The 16,098-nt window shown below is 31.4% G+C and carries 16 protein-coding genes; 12 read left to right on the forward strand and 4 right to left on the reverse strand.

The genetic code is table 11. The features are described 5' to 3' along the window. Positions 1 to 106: 106 nt before the first annotated feature. The 5 genes from LQ615_RS08970 (at position 107) to LQ615_RS13500 (ending at position 5,295) form a co-directional block, all read left to right on the forward strand. Positions 107 to 1,174: a YeeE/YedE family protein gene (locus LQ615_RS08970; RefSeq protein ID WP_239704143.1), complete on the forward strand. Its 1,068-nt coding sequence runs from the start codon at positions 107 to 109 to the stop codon at positions 1,172 to 1,174. Positions 1,175 to 1,191: 17 nt separating this feature from the next. Further along, on the forward strand, positions 1,192 to 1,416 hold the full coding sequence (locus LQ615_RS08975) for a sulfurtransferase TusA family protein (protein WP_239704142.1): 225 nt from the start codon (positions 1,192 to 1,194) through the stop codon (positions 1,414 to 1,416). Between the two features lie 171 nt (positions 1,417 to 1,587). Next, entirely contained in the window at positions 1,588 to 2,535 is a 948-nt protein-coding gene (locus LQ615_RS08980) for a LacI family DNA-binding transcriptional regulator (protein ID WP_239704141.1), read from the forward strand. A gap of 73 nt (positions 2,536 to 2,608) precedes the next feature. Beyond that, a complete protein-coding gene (locus LQ615_RS08985) occupies positions 2,609 to 4,090 on the forward strand; it encodes a sucrose-6-phosphate hydrolase (protein WP_218688131.1) in 1,482 nt (493 codons plus the stop codon). A gap of 185 nt (positions 4,091 to 4,275) precedes the next feature. Then, complete coding sequence (locus LQ615_RS13500) at positions 4,276 to 5,295, forward strand: SdrH family protein (protein WP_275582770.1); 1,020 nt, start codon at positions 4,276 to 4,278, stop codon at positions 5,293 to 5,295. Positions 5,296 to 5,357: 62 nt separating this feature from the next. Here LQ615_RS13500 and LQ615_RS08995 read toward each other — a convergent pair whose 3' ends face one another. Next, complete coding sequence (locus tag LQ615_RS08995) at positions 5,358 to 7,058, reverse strand: M3 family oligoendopeptidase (RefSeq protein ID WP_239704140.1); 1,701 nt, start codon at positions 7,056 to 7,058, stop codon at positions 5,358 to 5,360. A gap of 154 nt (positions 7,059 to 7,212) precedes the next feature. Continuing rightward, a complete protein-coding gene (mroQ, locus tag LQ615_RS09000; protein ID WP_239713558.1) occupies positions 7,213 to 7,980 on the reverse strand; it encodes an intramembrane glutamic endopeptidase MroQ in 768 nt (255 codons plus the stop codon). Positions 7,981 to 8,156: 176 nt separating this feature from the next. Between mroQ and groES the strand changes: the two genes are divergently transcribed. The 3 genes from groES (at position 8,157) to LQ615_RS09015 (ending at position 10,780) form a co-directional block, all read left to right on the forward strand. Next, on the forward strand, positions 8,157 to 8,444 hold the full coding sequence (gene groES, locus LQ615_RS09005; RefSeq protein ID WP_016999250.1) for a co-chaperone GroES: 288 nt from the start codon (positions 8,157 to 8,159) through the stop codon (positions 8,442 to 8,444). Positions 8,445 to 8,497: 53 nt separating this feature from the next. Next, on the forward strand, positions 8,498 to 10,123 hold the full coding sequence (gene groL / locus LQ615_RS09010) for a chaperonin GroEL (protein WP_064204924.1): 1,626 nt from the start codon (positions 8,498 to 8,500) through the stop codon (positions 10,121 to 10,123). Between the two features lie 93 nt (positions 10,124 to 10,216). Continuing rightward, the gene (locus LQ615_RS09015; RefSeq protein WP_026023628.1) at positions 10,217 to 10,780 is read left to right on the forward strand and encodes a GNAT family N-acetyltransferase; all 564 of its coding nucleotides are present in this window, start codon (positions 10,217 to 10,219) and stop codon (positions 10,778 to 10,780) included. 104 nt (positions 10,781 to 10,884) lie between these two features. On the opposite strand, the gene LQ615_RS09020 is transcribed toward LQ615_RS09015, so the two are convergent. Beyond that, positions 10,885 to 11,397: a methylated-DNA--[protein]-cysteine S-methyltransferase gene (locus tag LQ615_RS09020; RefSeq protein ID WP_194200051.1), complete on the reverse strand. Its 513-nt coding sequence runs from the start codon at positions 11,395 to 11,397 to the stop codon at positions 10,885 to 10,887. Between the two features lie 118 nt (positions 11,398 to 11,515). Here LQ615_RS09020 and LQ615_RS09025 point away from each other — a divergent pair, with 118 nt between their 5' ends. After that, the gene (locus tag LQ615_RS09025) at positions 11,516 to 12,328 is read left to right on the forward strand and encodes a MetQ/NlpA family ABC transporter substrate-binding protein (RefSeq protein ID WP_239704139.1); all 813 of its coding nucleotides are present in this window, start codon (positions 11,516 to 11,518) and stop codon (positions 12,326 to 12,328) included. Positions 12,329 to 12,523: 195 nt separating this feature from the next. Further along, positions 12,524 to 13,573 (forward strand): ribosome small subunit-dependent GTPase A, encoded by a 1,050-nt coding sequence (rsgA, locus tag LQ615_RS09030; RefSeq protein WP_239704138.1) that lies wholly within the window; start codon positions 12,524 to 12,526, stop codon positions 13,571 to 13,573. Between the two features lie 349 nt (positions 13,574 to 13,922). Here the strand turns inward: rsgA and LQ615_RS09035 are convergent, their stop codons facing one another. Continuing rightward, positions 13,923 to 14,099 (reverse strand): hypothetical protein, encoded by a 177-nt coding sequence (locus tag LQ615_RS09035; RefSeq protein WP_167543685.1) that lies wholly within the window; start codon positions 14,097 to 14,099, stop codon positions 13,923 to 13,925. 167 nt (positions 14,100 to 14,266) lie between these two features. On the opposite strand from LQ615_RS09035, the gene LQ615_RS09040 reads away from it, so the two are divergent. Together LQ615_RS09040 and pmtR are read left to right on the forward strand one after the other, a co-directional pair. Next, entirely contained in the window at positions 14,267 to 15,550 is a 1,284-nt protein-coding gene (locus LQ615_RS09040) for an aminotransferase class I/II-fold pyridoxal phosphate-dependent enzyme (RefSeq protein ID WP_239704081.1), read from the forward strand. A 169-nt stretch (positions 15,551 to 15,719) separates the two neighbouring features. After that, on the forward strand, positions 15,720 to 16,097 hold the full coding sequence (gene pmtR, locus LQ615_RS09045) for a PSM export ABC transporter transcriptional regulator PmtR (RefSeq protein ID WP_016999120.1): 378 nt from the start codon (positions 15,720 to 15,722) through the stop codon (positions 16,095 to 16,097). The last annotated feature ends 1 nt before the right edge of the window (position 16,098 follow it).

Consider the following 16,098-nt stretch of genomic DNA (forward strand, 5'->3'; position numbering starts at 1 on the left):
TTTTGTGCTGTATAAATTTTGTAATCAAATAGTAACTTGAAAAATCCAGAAATATGATATAATATTATTCCTATCGTTATAATCAGAATAGGAGTTGTTAAATGAAATGATCTGGATGATAATTAGTGGTTTAATTGTTGGTATATTACTTGGCTTCGTTATGCAAAGAACAAGATTTTGTTTAACTGGCGGATTTAGAGATATGTACGTACAGAAAAATAATAAAATGTTTTATGCTTTGTTAATTGCTATTTCAGTTCAAAGTATCGGGTTATTTACTTTAGTAGGTTTAGGCGTATTTAAACTAGAAGCTGCAACATTTCCTCTAGTTGGTACAATAATAGGATCATTTGTATTTGGTATAGGTATTATACTTGCTGGAGGATGTGCAACTGGTACTTGGTATAGAGCTGCTGAAGGGCTTATTGGTAGTTGGATTGCTTTAGTTCTATATGGTGTAACTGCTGCAATTATGAAATCGGGTCCTTTAAATCCATTACAAGAAAATATAAATTCATATACAGTTGTTAATTCAAATATGGCAGAAACATTAAATATTCCAGTATGGATTTTAATAGTATTATTAGTTGGTATTACAGCTTACTTTGTTACAAAGACATTAAAAAAACCAAAAATAGCTATACCTCAATTGAAACAAAAGCATACGGGTATTAGACATATATTATTTGAAAAGAGATATCATCCATTTGCTGCTGCTGTAGTAGTAGGATTAATTGCATTGATTGCATGGCCAATGAGTGCATCAACAGGTAGAATTGGTGGTTTAGGCATTACAACACCATCAGCAAATATCGTTCAATTTTTAGTTACTGGCGACATTTCATTAATTAATTGGGGTGTATTTCTAGTATTAGGAATCTTTGTTGGTTCTTACATTGCAGCTAAAGGCTCAAGAGAATTCAAATGGAGAATGCCGGATACTAAAACGATTCGCAACAGTGTTATTGGTGGAGCTTGCATGGGTGTAGGCGCATCATTAGCAGGTGGTTGTTCTATAGGTAACGGTTTGGTATCAACTGCAGCAATGAGCTGGCAAGGTTGGGTTGCATTACCTTCAATGATTGTTGGAGCATGGTTTATGAGTTACTTTATCTTTGTTAAGCCTAGAAAAGCAAAACAAACAAAAACACAAGTTTCAACTCAAAGTATATAATTAAGGAGTGTTTATAAATGGTACATGAATTAGGTACAGTAGGAATGGTTTGCCCATTCCCATTAATTGAAGCGCAAAATAAAATGGACGAATTACAAGCAGGTGAACAATTAAAAATAGACTTTGATTGTACACAAGCAACTGAAGCATTACCAAATTGGGCAGCGGACAACGGTTATCCCGTAACTAATTATGAACAAGTCGGCGATGCTTATTGGACAATAACAGTAGAAAAACAATAATTTTATAAATTGTGTTTGGCTGAGACATTTTTGATGTTTCAGCCTTTTATTTATTAAAAAAATGGTTTTATATAATGAAATGAAAGTTATGTATATCTTATATTTTGGTTATTTATTTTTAGAGTAATGGAAACGGTTTTATGATAGAATGTTTCTTTGAGAGGTGTATTCATGAAGACTATAAAAGATATTGCTAAAATGGCAGGTGTATCTAAAAGTACTGTCTCTAGATACTTAAATGGCGGATCAATTAGTAAAGTAACAAGAGAAAAAATACATAGAGTTGTAGAAGAGACAGGTTATAAACCTAATCAGTTTGCGCAAAGTTTGAAAGCTAAAAGAACAGGTTTAATAGGAGCAATCGTGCCTAGATTAGATTCTTATGCGACAACTGAAACATTAAAAGGCATAGAATCTACATTATTATTACAAGATGTACAAACAATGATTGTAAATACTGATTTATCAAAAGAAAGAGAAATAGAGTCTATTTATACATTGGCCAAAAGAAAAGTAGATGGAATTATATTATTAGCTACACATATTTCAGATGATCATCTCAATGCAATAAATTCAATAGAATGCCCAGTCATTATAGTAGGACAATCTCATGAGCTATTATATTCAATCGTACACGATGATTATCATGCCGGCGAACAAGTAGCGAAGTGGGTTATAAAAAACAATTATAAGCATGTCACTTATATAGGTGTTTCTGAATACGATGTCGCAGTAGGCAAGACAAGGAAAGAAGGATTATTTGTATCATTAAAAAACAACGGCATTGTACCTAGATTTATTGAAAGTACGTTTAGTATGTCTGATGCACAAGAAGTCGGAAAACATATTGAGGTTCGAGATAATGAAGTTATTGTGGCAGCTACGGACAACATCGCGTTAGGGATTTATCACTCAGTGTTAAACGCTGATTACGATATGCCTAAAATTATTGGCTTTGGTGGTAATAAAATCACAAAAATTATCGCACCTATTATACAAACAGTTTCGTTTAATTATAGAGAAGCGGGTGAAACATCAGTTGAAGTATTACAAAATATTTTAAATGGTGAAGAAGTTAAAAAGCTTAACGTAATAGATACTCACTTTGAAGAGCAGTAAAGAATAAGTTATGATAAAATAACTGAGTAATATAAAATGGAACCGGTTCAAAATTAAAGTAAGGAGAATGGTAATGGTTAATTGGACACGTGAAGAACGATATACAAAATTATCAGATATAACAGAAGAAGAATATTTAGAGCTACAAGAAAAAGTAAATCAGTCTGAATGGCGTCAAATTTTTCATATACAGCCTAAAACAGGGTTATTAAACGACCCTAATGGTTTAATTTATCATAATGGTAAATATCACATATTTCATCAATGGTATCCATTGGGTGCGGTACACGGTATTAAATATTGGTACCATTACATAAGTGATGATTTAATTCATTTTGAAGACAAAGGAATAGCCTTAGCTCCAGACACATCGTATGATAGTCATGGCGTTTATTCTGGTAGTGGTTTTGATTACAATGGTAAATTATATTTAATGTATACAGGTAATGTAAGAGATTCTGAATGGGAACGTACATCTAATCAAATGATAGCAGTAGAACAAGAAGACGGTTCTTTTAAAAAATTAGAAAAACCTGTTATAGAAAGTAGCCCAGAAGGATATACTGAACATTTTAGAGATCCAAAAGTATGGGAACAAAACGGCAAGTATTATGCTATATTTGGTGTTCAAAGAGAAGATGAAACAGGTACAGTTATTGTCTATGAATCAGAAGATATTAAAAATTGGAATTTTAAAGGTGAACTGAAAACAGAATTAAATGAATTTGGATTTATGTGGGAGTGCCCAGATTTATTTGAATTAGATGGACAAGATGTACTCGTTTTCTCACCTCAAGGTATTGAAGCAGAGGACGATCGATTCGAAAATATTTACCAATCAGGATACATAATTGGGAATGTTAACTTAGAAGAACTGACGATGGAACATGGCCAGTTTAAAGAATTGGACCAAGGCTTTGATTTTTATGCACCTCAAACATTTTTAGATAAAGATGGAAAGCGTATATTAATAGGTTGGATGGGGTTACCTGAAATTGATTATGCGACTGATGATGAAGGTTGGGCACACTGTTTAACACTTCCTAGAGAATTAACGATAGAAAATAACAAACTTAAACAAAGACCAATTAAAGCATTAGAAAAATTAAGAAGTAATGAAGAAACTGCAGAAGGATATGCAAATAAGCATTCCGTGAAATTACACCCGTATGAAGGGAAACAGTATGAGCTCATTATAGACATACTTGATAATGATGCAACTGAAATCTATTTTGAAGTGCGTGTTTCTAAAAAGTGTTCAACGCAAATAATATATAACACAAAAACTAAAAAACTTACTTTAGATCGCTTTGAGAGTGGAGTAGTGAGTGAAGCGGTAGAAAAGGCTACAAGATCCACTGTTTTAGATAATGAGCTAAACCAACTTAGAATATACAGTGATACTTCTAGTTTAGAAATCTTTGTGAATGATGGAGAATGTGTATTCACATCAAGAATATTCCCTGATAATGATGCAGTTAACTTTAGAACATCTACAGAATCAGGACAAGTTTATTTGAAATTTACAAAGTATGATATTGAATTTAATAAATAGTATTAAAACTCTACACCTGTTGTTTTTAAAAAACAGGTGTTTTATTATGTGTAATAAGTTAGAGATTTATGAATAAGTTATTACAAAATATTAATTCTGTGTAACATATTATATATAAGCATAGAAAAGGTTTTAATTATCATTTATACTGAAATTGTAAAAAATAACAAGGAGGGGAGATCTTTATGAAGATATTTAGAAATGTATTTTTATCATCCGTGATATTATCTTCAATAGCATTTTCAGGTTATACAGTAAATAATGTTGATGCCAAGGAAACAATTGAAGATAATACGAAAGATACTTCTCCTAATACAAACAACGATGTAAGTAATGAAAAGATAGAGAAGCAAAAAACATCAGAACAAGATAAATCGACAGAAGAAGATAAATCAGAAGAGAAAAATACTGAAAATTCAACAGAAGAACCAAGTACCGAAGAACCGGATAAAGGCGATACGAGTACGGAAGAACCAAGTACAGAGGAACCGGATAAAGGTGATACAAGTACAGAAGAGCCAAGTACAGAGGAACCGAATAAAGGCGATACAAGTACGGAAGAACCAAGTACAGAGGAACCAAATAAAGGCGATACGAGTACGGAAGAGCCAAGTACCGAGGAACCAAATAAAGGCGATACAAGTACCGAAGAGCCAAGTACCGAAGAACCTCAAAATAATGGAGGAAATAACAATCAAACTCCACCACCAAATCAATCAAATAAAAATGATTCATCTTCAGAACTACCAAAATCAAATGAATCATCTAACCAATCTAAATCAGACAATTCAAAGGGAAACGATATAGAAAATTCTATACCAACTATGCCTTCTTATCCAAACACAGATGAAATAGGAAACTATCAACAAGATGGTATACAATCATCAGAACATTCTCCAAAATTCATTCCAGGTAATGCTGAAGAATATTATAATAAAATGGATAAAGATGTACTAGATTTAGTTACGAGTAAAGTTGGGACAAGACCAGATTTAGCAGAACCGAAATTTAAAAATCATGAGAAAACGACAGAAACAACTACTGTAGATAATGACCAGACAACTAAAAAAACGACACATGATTTTGAAAATGCAAGTGATAAAAAAGATATAACGAAACAAACTATACTAGGCATTTCAATTGCTATCGTCATTGTATTAGGTGCAATCATCGTCTTTATTATTAGAAGATTAAGAAGAACATGAAATAAAAAACAAGACTGAGACATTTATTTATATCTCAGTCTTGTTTTTTTATTCTATAATTTTTAAAACTCTGATTGATCTATATTAAGCGTAGCGTCATATAAGTGGCTTACAATTTCTTTAACTGTACCTTCTTTAAATGGTGAGTTTAATTGTACAGAATTCATTATATCTATAAATGATTTTGAACCGCCGATTTGACATATTTTTAAGTAATCATTCCAAGCTTTATCAGGGTTTTCTTCATGTCTAATATAAAATTGCATGGCACAAATAGTTGCTAAAGTATAATCGATATAATAGAAAGGTAAAGCGAACACGTGACCTTGTCTATGCCAAAAACTACCGTTTATTAAATGATTAACACCGTCATAATTTTTATTCGGTAAATATTTTCGTTCTAAATCTGACCAAATTTTACGTCTTTCTTCTGGTGTAAGGTTAGGATTCTCATACACTTTATGTTGAAATTCATCAATCGCAACGCCATAAGGTAAAAATTTAATATTGTCTTCTAAATGAGATAGCTTGAATTTTTCGGTATCTTCACCAAAGAATAATGACATCCAAGGATATGTTAAATACTCCATACTCATAGAATGTATTTCACATGCTTCTGAAGTTGGAAAATAATATTCTGGGACTGAGTATTTTAAACTTTCAAATACTTGAAAAGCGTGTCCCGCTTCATGTGTCATAACTTCTATATCACCTTGTGTGCCGTTGAAGTTAGCAAAAATGAATGGTGAATTAAAGTCATTTATTATCGTACAATATCCACCACTCTCTTTTCCTTTTTTAGCTTCTAAATCAAATAATGATTTATCTATCATATAATCAATAAACTTGCCTGTTTCATTAGAACGTTCATGGTACATTATTTGAGCATTTTTAATGATTGCTTGTGTGCCAATCTGGGGTTTAGGAGAACCAGATTTAAAAGTAAAGTTTTGGTCATAAACTTTTAATTGATCGACATTAATACGTTCGGCATGTTGTTTATTAATTTGTTCGGTAATTGGTACAACATGGTCCTTTATTTGATTTCTAAATACTTCTACATCTTCTGCATTATAACCAATTCTTTGCATACGATCATAACCAAGTTGAATAAAATTGTTATAGCCGAGTTTAAGTGCAATTTCATGTCTTACATGAACAAGGTCATCGTAAATGCGGTCTATCTTTTCTAAGTGTTCTTCAAAGAATTGTTCTTTTGTTATGTATGCTTCCTTTCTAATATCTCTGTCAGGATTAATAAAATATTTGTTAAATTGAGATAGGTTCAGGTGTTCACCTTTATATAATATGTCAGCAGACGCAATTAATTTATCATATTCACTTATGAGTTTATTTTCTTTTACTAATAAATCATTAATAGAAGGATGATAAGTATTGAGTTCAACTTTAGCCAACTCAAATAACTGTTCACCAAAATGTGATACTAATCCGTCTTTATGTTTAGAATTCAAAAGTGCTTTATAAAATAGATTGTCTAAGTTTTGAATTCTTGGCATGTTTTCATCGAAAAAGTCACGTTCTTTATTGTAAAATTCATCGTTTGTATCGATGGAAGAACGGATAAGCGCAATGTTAAAATGCGTATCAGTGTGGTTACGGATTTTATTAATATCATCAACAAAACTTATTGCTTCCTCTAAAGTATTTGCAGATTCAAAGTCTTTTAATAACGACTTTATGTTTTGTTCCTTTTCTTCAATATTAATATGTTCATACTGAAATTCGTTAAATGTTAAGACCATATAAATACCCCCTCATTTCTTATATTATAACTTATTTTACAAATTATAACTTATTACTTTTAATATAATTAAAATCTTGATTATTATCAATAAAAAATCCCTAAACCCTTGAATTTAACCAACGGAATAGGGATGACTAAAACATATTCTAGATTTAAAGCATATGAATAATAGTGTTGTAAATTAAATGTGCCATTTGAGACTGTTTTTCTAATTGGTCTTGAAGATCATCTTTTAAAAAGATTTGTCCAATTACTACGACACCATTCATTCCCATATGTGCAATAATTGGAACAATGATACGTTTTGTTAATACATAAAGACCACTGAAAACTGTGCCCATTACAACGTAAATTAAAGTGTGCTCTGGATCAGAATGCGCTAATGAAAACACAAACGAACTAACAAGAACAGCAATGATAAAACTTGGCCAAGTAGGTTTTTTAATCATATTAAAAATTTCACCAAATATTAATTTACGGAAAATTAATTCTTCTAAAATAGGTCCAGCTAAAACGATATATAAAATTAAAATATGAGATTCCTGTGCTATTTTCATTAAGTTCTGGGTATTGCCACTTTCAATAGGTTGATTAAATACGTAAATATTTATATAAGCAGCTATCCCTTGTCCGAACATAGCAAGAAATATACCGGCGATACACCAAAAGATAACGTATAACCAAGGTTCTTTAGTTTGTTGTTCGAGTCGAGTTGGATTTTTAATATTTGAATTCATATACCATAATATTAATACAGTAATGATAGCTGTAATTGCCATCCATGTTAATGAAATCTCCAATCGTGTTGTATTGGATAGATTAGCATTTGCGTATATAGTATTTGGCACGATTGCGATTGTTTGTACAATTACAAATAGTAAAAGTGTAGTTACATTGACTGTTAATCTTTTAAATTGCATTTCTATAATTTCCTCCAAAAATAAACATGTTAATATTGTATCGTATTTTTGTAAAAAAGAGAAAAGTTTAAGTTATTTTACTTGTAATTTTGACCAAGTTTGATTATTATAAAAATATAGTTAGCACTTAACTATTAAGAGTGCTAATATTAAAAGCGCCAAGGAGGATTTTATAAATGTTAAAACCATTGGGAGATAGAATTATTATCGAAAAAACAGAAAAAGAACAAACTACAGCGAGTGGAATTGTATTAACAGATTCAGCTAAAGAACAGTCTAACGAAGGTAAAGTTGTAGCTGTTGGACCAGGTAAACGTTTAGAAGACGGTACAAGACTGACTGTTGATGTATCTGTTGGTGATCAAGTTGTTTACCAACAATACGCAGGAACAGAAGTTAAACGTGATAAAGAAACATATATTATCCTTTCAGAAGATGATATTTTAGCAATAGTTGAACAGTAATTGATTAAAAATTGAAATGAAACATTGATATATAATTAATGGAGGTATTATAGATGGCTAAAGAACTTAAATTTTCAGAAGATGCACGTCGTTCAATGTTAGCAGGCGTGGACAAATTAGCTAATGCAGTTAAAGTAACATTAGGACCTAAAGGACGTAATGTTGTTTTAGATAAAAAATTCACTTCACCACTTATTACAAATGATGGTGTAACAATCGCTAAAGAAATTGAATTAGAAGATGCTTATGAGAATATGGGAGCGAAATTAGTTGCTGAAGTTGCTAACCAAACTAATGAAGTTGCTGGTGACGGAACAACAACTGCTACTGTATTAGCTCAAGCAATGATTCAAGAAGGCTTGAAAAACGTTACTAGTGGTGCGAATCCAGTAGGTATTCGTGAAGGTATCGATAAGGCAGTTAAAGTTGCTTTAGAAGAATTACACGAGATTTCACAACCTGTAGAGAAGAAAGAAGAAATTGCACAAGTAGGTTCTATCTCTGCAGCTGACGAGGAAATTGGTAAATTTATTTCAGAAGCTATGGAAAAAGTAGGTAACGATGGAGTTATCACAATTGAAGAATCAAAAGGATTCAACACAGAATTAGAAGTAGTTGAAGGCATGCAATTCGATAGAGGTTACACTTCACCTTACATGGTTACTGATTCTGATAAAATGACTGCAGAATTAGAAAATCCATACATCTTAATTACAGATAAAAAAATCTCATCATTCCAAGATATTTTACCTGTATTAGAAAAAATATTACAAACAAACAGACCAATATTAATTGTAGCTGACGATGTAGAAGGAGACGCTTTAACAAACTTAGTACTTAACAGATTACGTGGAACATTTACTGCAGTTGCAGTTAAAGCACCAGGATTCGGTGATCGTCGTAAAGCAATGTTAGATGATTTAGCTATTTTAACTGGTGGTCAAGTTATAACTGATGATTTAGGTTTAGATTTAAAAGAAACAACATTAGATATGCTTGGTGAAGCAGGTAAAGTACAAGTAACAAAAGATGATACTACAATCGTTGAAGGTCAAGGCGATTCTGTTAATATCGATGCTCGCGTTGGTCAAATCAAAGCTCAAATTGAAGAAACAACTTCTGACTTTGATCGTACTAAATTACAAGAACGCTTAGCTAAATTAGCTGGCGGTGTAGCTGTAATCAAAGTAGGTGCAGCAACAGAAACAGAATTGAAAGAACGTAAGTTAAGAATCGAAGACGCATTAAACTCAACACGTGCTGCTGTAGAAGAAGGTATCGTAGCAGGTGGTGGTACAGCACTAGTTTCAATTTATAACAAAGTATCTGAAGTTGAAGCTAAAGGTGATGTAAAAACTGGTGTGAACATTGTATTGAAAGCATTAGAAGCACCATTACGCCAAATTGTAGAAAATGCTGGTTTAGAAGGATCAATCATCGTAGAAAAACTTAAAAATGCAGACGAAGGTATTGGTTACAATGCAGCAACTGAAGAATGGGTTAACATGTTAGATGCAGGTATTGTAGACCCTACGAAAGTTACGCGTTCAGCATTACAAAATGCAGCATCTGTTGCGGCTATGTTCTTAACAACAGAAGCGGTAGTAGCAGATATACCTGAAGACGAACCAGCTGCTCCAGATATGGGCGGCATGGGCGGAATGCCAGGTATGATGTAATAAAATAATACCATTACAATTCCTCTCGCCATTGTGGTGAGAGGAATTTTTTATGTTAAAATGAAATTAATTTGGTTAAGAGAGGTAAATATTATGATACGACAAGCTAAAAAGACAGATGCAGCTAAATTAAGTGAACTTATGTATATTATTTGGCATGATATGCAAATTCCGTTAGTTGAGAATAATCCAAAGGAAAAAGTATTAAAAATCATTCAACAAAGTATTGAAGAGGGCAATTATAGAAACCATTATAAAAACATGCATGTATATGAAGTAGAGGGAAATATTGCTGGCTTTATTAATTGTTATTCTGGAGATGAAGAAAAGCAACTCGAAGATAACTGGCATAATATTGATTTCAAAGAAGAATTTAAGTTGGAAGGAACGCCATTACCTGAAAAAGAAGCGAACGAAGGTGATTTATATATAGAATCTATAGCTGTATTTTCAGACTATAGAGGTCGAGGTATCGCAACTAAATTGATTGATTACATATTTGATTATGGTAGAAATCAAGGTTATGAAACAGTGACACTTAATTGCGAAGTAGATAATGAAGGTGCTATGAAATTATATAGAAATCTAGGATTTGAACCACTTCATGACAGAGTGTTAAGTGGACATGATTATAAATATATGGTTAAAAGTATTTAAAAGAAAGCATATTTAATTGGAGTGGGACAGGAATCTTATTTTCATAAAAAGGTTTCGTAGTCCCACTTTGCCAATATAACGTAAGTTCGAGAAATTGTTTATAGTTAAACATTTAAACCACTTTCGATAGCTAAGAGTTTTTCTTTTCTATCAACTCCGCTTGAATAACCTCCTAATGACCCGTCAGCTGCTATTACTCTATGACACGGAACAATAATACTAAGTTGATTTTTACCATTTGCATTAGCTACTGCTCTAAAGGCTGTGGGCTGATTAATATTTTCAGCTAATTGTTTATAAGAAATTGTCTCTCCATAAGGAATATCGCATAGAGCGTTCCATACTTTTTGTTGGAAAGGTGTACCAATATTAAAGTTTATCGGAACTGAAAACTCACTTAATTTACCATCAAAATATAAAGAAAGCTCTTGTTCTAACTTATCCAATATTTCATGATTTCCACTTGAAATATCTTCATTTAGCGTTTGCTTAATTTTTTCTGTTTCCTTTTCCAAACTATACTTATCATTAAAATGTAGTAATAATAAGTGCGTCTCGTCACAAATACCAACCATTTTACCCGCTTTTGTATCAAATTCTTTTTGATATAGACTCATATAAAGCCCTCCTTTCGTAAATTTTAACATATGCTCATGTTATTGACTTTAAAAATGTAAGTGATATTATTACTATAAAACATATGAGTTTAATCGGGAATGAAAGGGAGGATTTATAATGAAAAGAAATATATTTTTATCAATGATTCTTATAGTATCCGTTATATTAGTAGCTTGCGGAAGCGGGGAAAAAGAGAAAAAGGAAATTACAATAGCAACATCACCAGGTCCATACAGTGAGCTATTTTTAAAAGGTATTAAACCAGAACTAGAAAATAAAGGATATACCGTGAAACAAAAAGATTTTACTGAATTATTACAAGCAGATGTTGCATTACAAGAAGGTAGTGTAGATGTAAATGTTGATCAACATAAAGCTTATATGGATACATTTAATAAAGAAAGAGATGCCAAATTAACAAATATTAACAAAATACCAACTGTACCAGCTCAAATTTTTTCAGAAGATAACAAAGATATTAAAAGCATAGAAAATGGAGACACTGTGGCTATTCCGCAAGATCCTTCAAATGCTGCCAGAGCATACCGGTTATTAGAAAAAGCAGGTTGGATTAAATTAGATGCAGATAAAGATGATATTACAATTTCTAAAAAAGATATTTCTGACAATCCAAAAAATATAAAAATTAAAGAAATGGATTCAGCCAATATACCTAGAATATTAGGAGAAGTAGATTATGCAGTTATACCTGGATCAATTGTTTATGCATCAGATGTAGACCCTTCAAAAGGACTATTAAAAGAAGATTTAGTTAACGATTTATACTTACAAGTTGTAGTAGAAGGAAAAAATAAAGATAAACAATGGGTAAAAGATATAAAAGAAGCATATAGCTCAAAAGGATTTAAAAAAGTATTCAATAAAGAAAATAAAGACGACTATTGGAAAGTACCAGATGAATTGAAGTAAAGGATTAAATATAATCTAGAGTTATTTTTACAATCCTAGATTATTTTCTTATTGTTTAAAATATTTATTTGAACTACAATACGATTAACATAGTTGAAAGGATGATGTTTTATGAAAAATGTAAATAAAATGCTTCTATGTCACAAAAGCACGGGTGGTCATAATTCCTAATATATAAATAATAAGGGGAATTTAATGAATTTAAACAAATTAGGACTAAAGAAAGACCAATTAAATTATTTTGAAGAACATTATGAAGATAGCTTTCAACTAGGAAGAGTATCATTTGTTGGGAAAAATCATTTTAAAGTAATAATGAAAAATGGTGAATACTTAGCTGAAATTACACAGAAATTAGTTATTAACGATATGATACCAGTTATCGGTGATTGGGTAGTTATTAATGATTTAGATAATTTTAAATTAATTATTGGTATACTACCAAGATTTAGCGAACTAAAAAGACAATCTAAAGTACACGAAACTATATCACAATATATTGCTACTAATTTAGATGAAGTTTTCGTTGTTATGGGGTTAGATGGAGACTTTAATTTAAATAGATTAGAAAGATATGTTATGCAAATAACTGAGAGTAGAGCCAATCCAATTATCATTTTGAATAAGTTGGACACCGTAGATAACTATCAAGAAAAAGTCCAATTAGTTAAACAAAGATTAGAGGATGTCCCAGTAATAGTAACTAGTGTCACAATGAAAACGAATTTAAATAAAATAAAAGATAGATTTTATGAAGGTATGACGGCGACATTAGTGGGGTCATCCGGTGTAGGAAAATCGAGCATTGCCAATTATTTAATGGGCAAAGATGCGTTAAAAGTAAATTCAACTAGAGAGTCAGATAGCAAGGGCAGACATACTACTACTCATCGAGGATTGTATTTTGTAAATCCCGAAGGTTTAATAATTGATACTCCAGGGATGAGAAGTTTAGCTATTTATGGAGATAAAAATGACCTTCATACAAGTTTTAAAGATATTTCTGAATTTGCTCAGTCTTGTAAATTTAATGACTGTTCTCATGAAGAAGAACCAGGTTGTCGAGTACAAGAAGCAATTGAAAATGGCGAATTAGATGAAGATAGACTTAATAATTATAAAAAATTATTAAAAGAAATTGAGTATAATGAATCCAAAGCTTCAAAAAAAGCATTAGCCGAGAAAAAAGAAGAGTGGAAAAATAATACTAAAAGATATAAAAATCATAATAAAATCATATATTAATTTATAAACGTGATTAAAATCAGGTCATAATGTTGCAAGACGAGCACCACGTGCAACATAGAAGGTCATAATGTTGCAAGACGAGCACCACGTGCAACATAGAAGGTCGGAATGTTGCAAGACGATCACCACGTGCAACATAGAAGGTCATAATGTTGCAAGACGATCACCACGTGCAACATAGAAGGTCATAATGTTGCAAGACGAGCACCACGTGCAACATAGAAGGCTAGAATGTTGCAAGACGAGTATCACGTGCAACATTCCATCCACCATAATATTCTTCACAAAAAACAGCGCTTCGTTTCCTAACCTTAACGAAGTGCTGTTTTGTACTTTTATTTCATAATTATTTTTTATGACTCTGTTTGTTACGATCGCTATTTCGATTAATAAATGCAGCAATTAGAAATAATATAGATGCAATGGTAAATTTAATACCTGAATCCCCGCTAATTTCCATAACAACGCCTATTATAAATGCGACTACAGCTAATCCAGCAAGTACTTTAGTAATGGTAGACATTTTATAAACTCCTTTTCTTAATGATTATATTATAACAATTTTTATTTTCTTATCAAAAGTATAATTTAAACAAAAATAAAATCATTAAATTGCATATACATCCTTTTCATTTTAATAAATCTCGTCTACTATAGAGGTATCATATTAACGAAAGAGGATGACTTTCTATGAACCCACTAGCTTTAGAATTGAATGAACAATTAAAAAATGAATCTCCAATCGTATTGGATATGCTTTCTGATTTAGGTAAATCAATGTACTTCCCTAAAGGTATATTATCTCAATCTGCCGATGCTAAAGGTACTAAATACAATGCAACAATTGGCATGGCTACTACTGACGAAGGTATTATGTATACAGATGCATTATATAGTCAATTTAGCGATAGAGAACCTAGCGATATATTCCCATATGCTCCACCTCAAGGTTATGAAAAACTTAGAGAATTATGGAAAAATAAAATTTTAAAAGATAATCCAGATTTAAGTGAAAATGCTATTTCAAAACCTGTTGTAACAAACGCGTTAACTCACGGTTTATCACTTGCTGGTGATTTATTTGTTAATCATGATGACACTATTTTATTACCTGAACATAATTGGGGTAATTATAAATTAACATTTGGCGTAAGACATAATGCTCAAATTGAAACTTATCAATCTTTTGAAGAAGATGGTAGTTATACTTTAGAATATTTTAAACGCGCTTTAGAAAATTACAATAAAGATAAAGTTGTATTAGTCTTAAACTTCCCTAATAACCCGACTGGCTACACGCCAACAGTAAATGAAGTGGAAGAAATGGTTTCAGCAATTAACCAATTAGCTGACAAAGGAACACAAGTAATTGCTTTAGTTGATGATGCTTATTATGGACTGTTCTTTGAAGATATTTATAAACAGTCAGTATTCACTGCATTATCTCGATTAAACCATGACAATATTATGCCTGTTAAAATTGATGGTGCAACGAAAGAATACTTCTCATGGGGATTCCGTGTTGGATTCTTAACTTTTGGTTCCCAAAATGAAACTGTAAAAGAAGTATTAGTTTCTAAATTAAAAGGTTTAATTAGAAGTAATTTATCAAGCTGTGCATTGCCGAGTCAAACAGCAATTGTACATGCTATGGAAGACCCTTCATTCCAAGAACAAGTTGATCACAATATCAATATTTTAAAAGAAAGATATGAAGTAACGAAAGATGTAGCATATCGTGAAGAATATAAAGATTTATGGACGCCTTATGCATTTAATTCTGGTTACTTTATGGCAATCAAATTAGCAGATGTAGAAGCTGAAAAACTAAGATTGCATTTAATTAAAAATTATAGCATCGGTGTTATTGCATTGAATAAAACAGATGTACGTGTAGCATTTAGCTGTATTGAAAAGAATGACATTGAATATGTATTTGAATCAATAGCTAAAGCGATTCATGAATTGAAATAATATAAGTGTATATAGAGTGTGTATATCAATTGATATACACACTCTATTTTTTTTGTTGTTTGTAAATATCGTTATTACAAGAAATTGATGTAAATTATAGAAAAATATTTGACTAAACAATGTATAGTGTATATACTGTTTATACACAGTTAGTTGGAGGAGGTAGGACATGAAGATACTTCTGCAGAATAATAGTAATCAACCTATTTATGAACAAATAAAAGAACAAATAAAGGCGAATATTTTACAAGGTAAAGTTGAACCTGGTACACCATTACCTTCAATGCGAGAGCTAGCAAGTGATTTAGGAGTTAGTTTAATTACAACTAAGCGCGCCTACGTCGATTTAGAACAAGAACAGTTTGTAACTTCAATTCGAGGTAAAGGCACATTTGTAAAAGAACAAGATGCCTCGATAATGAAAGAAAAACAATTTATTGTGATTGAAGACTTGGCTAAAGAACTAACAAAACAAGCGAAATTAATAGGGATGGATCTGAAAGAAATAAATGAAATTATATCGTTAATTTATGAGGAAGGTGAGTAAT

It is taken from the genome of Mammaliicoccus sp. C-M13, from assembly GCF_022386845.1.
GTDB classification, from domain to species: Bacteria; Bacillota; Bacilli; order Staphylococcales; family Staphylococcaceae; genus Mammaliicoccus; species Mammaliicoccus lentus.

What these genes read in the sequence shown, in the direction of transcription:
- LQ615_RS08995 (WP_239704140.1), bottom strand. Translation starts at nt 7,058, where the DNA reads ATGGTCTTAACATTTAACGAATTTCAGTATGAACATATTAATATTGAA.
- LQ615_RS09040 (WP_239704081.1), top strand. Translation starts at nt 14,267, where the DNA reads ATGAACCCACTAGCTTTAGAATTGAATGAACAATTAAAAAATGAATCT.
- LQ615_RS08985 (WP_218688131.1), top strand. Translation starts at nt 2,609, where the DNA reads ATGGTTAATTGGACACGTGAAGAACGATATACAAAATTATCAGATATA.
- LQ615_RS09015 (WP_026023628.1), top strand. Translation starts at nt 10,217, where the DNA reads ATGATACGACAAGCTAAAAAGACAGATGCAGCTAAATTAAGTGAACTT.
- LQ615_RS13500 (WP_275582770.1), top strand. Translation starts at nt 4,276, where the DNA reads ATGAAGATATTTAGAAATGTATTTTTATCATCCGTGATATTATCTTCA.
- LQ615_RS08975 (WP_239704142.1), top strand. Translation starts at nt 1,192, where the DNA reads ATGGTACATGAATTAGGTACAGTAGGAATGGTTTGCCCATTCCCATTA.
- groL (WP_064204924.1), top strand. Translation starts at nt 8,498, where the DNA reads ATGGCTAAAGAACTTAAATTTTCAGAAGATGCACGTCGTTCAATGTTA.
- LQ615_RS08980 (WP_239704141.1), top strand. Translation starts at nt 1,588, where the DNA reads ATGAAGACTATAAAAGATATTGCTAAAATGGCAGGTGTATCTAAAAGT.
- LQ615_RS08970 (WP_239704143.1), top strand. Translation starts at nt 107, where the DNA reads ATGATCTGGATGATAATTAGTGGTTTAATTGTTGGTATATTACTTGGC.
- mroQ (WP_239713558.1), bottom strand. Translation starts at nt 7,980, where the DNA reads ATGCAATTTAAAAGATTAACAGTCAATGTAACTACACTTTTACTATTT.
- LQ615_RS09020 (WP_194200051.1), bottom strand. Translation starts at nt 11,397, where the DNA reads ATGAGTCTATATCAAAAAGAATTTGATACAAAAGCGGGTAAAATGGTT.
- rsgA (WP_239704138.1), top strand. Translation starts at nt 12,524, where the DNA reads ATGAATTTAAACAAATTAGGACTAAAGAAAGACCAATTAAATTATTTT.
- pmtR (WP_016999120.1), top strand. Translation starts at nt 15,720, where the DNA reads ATGAAGATACTTCTGCAGAATAATAGTAATCAACCTATTTATGAACAA.
- groES (WP_016999250.1), top strand. Translation starts at nt 8,157, where the DNA reads ATGTTAAAACCATTGGGAGATAGAATTATTATCGAAAAAACAGAAAAA.
- LQ615_RS09035 (WP_167543685.1), bottom strand. Translation starts at nt 14,099, where the DNA reads ATGTCTACCATTACTAAAGTACTTGCTGGATTAGCTGTAGTCGCATTT.
- LQ615_RS09025 (WP_239704139.1), top strand. Translation starts at nt 11,516, where the DNA reads ATGAAAAGAAATATATTTTTATCAATGATTCTTATAGTATCCGTTATA.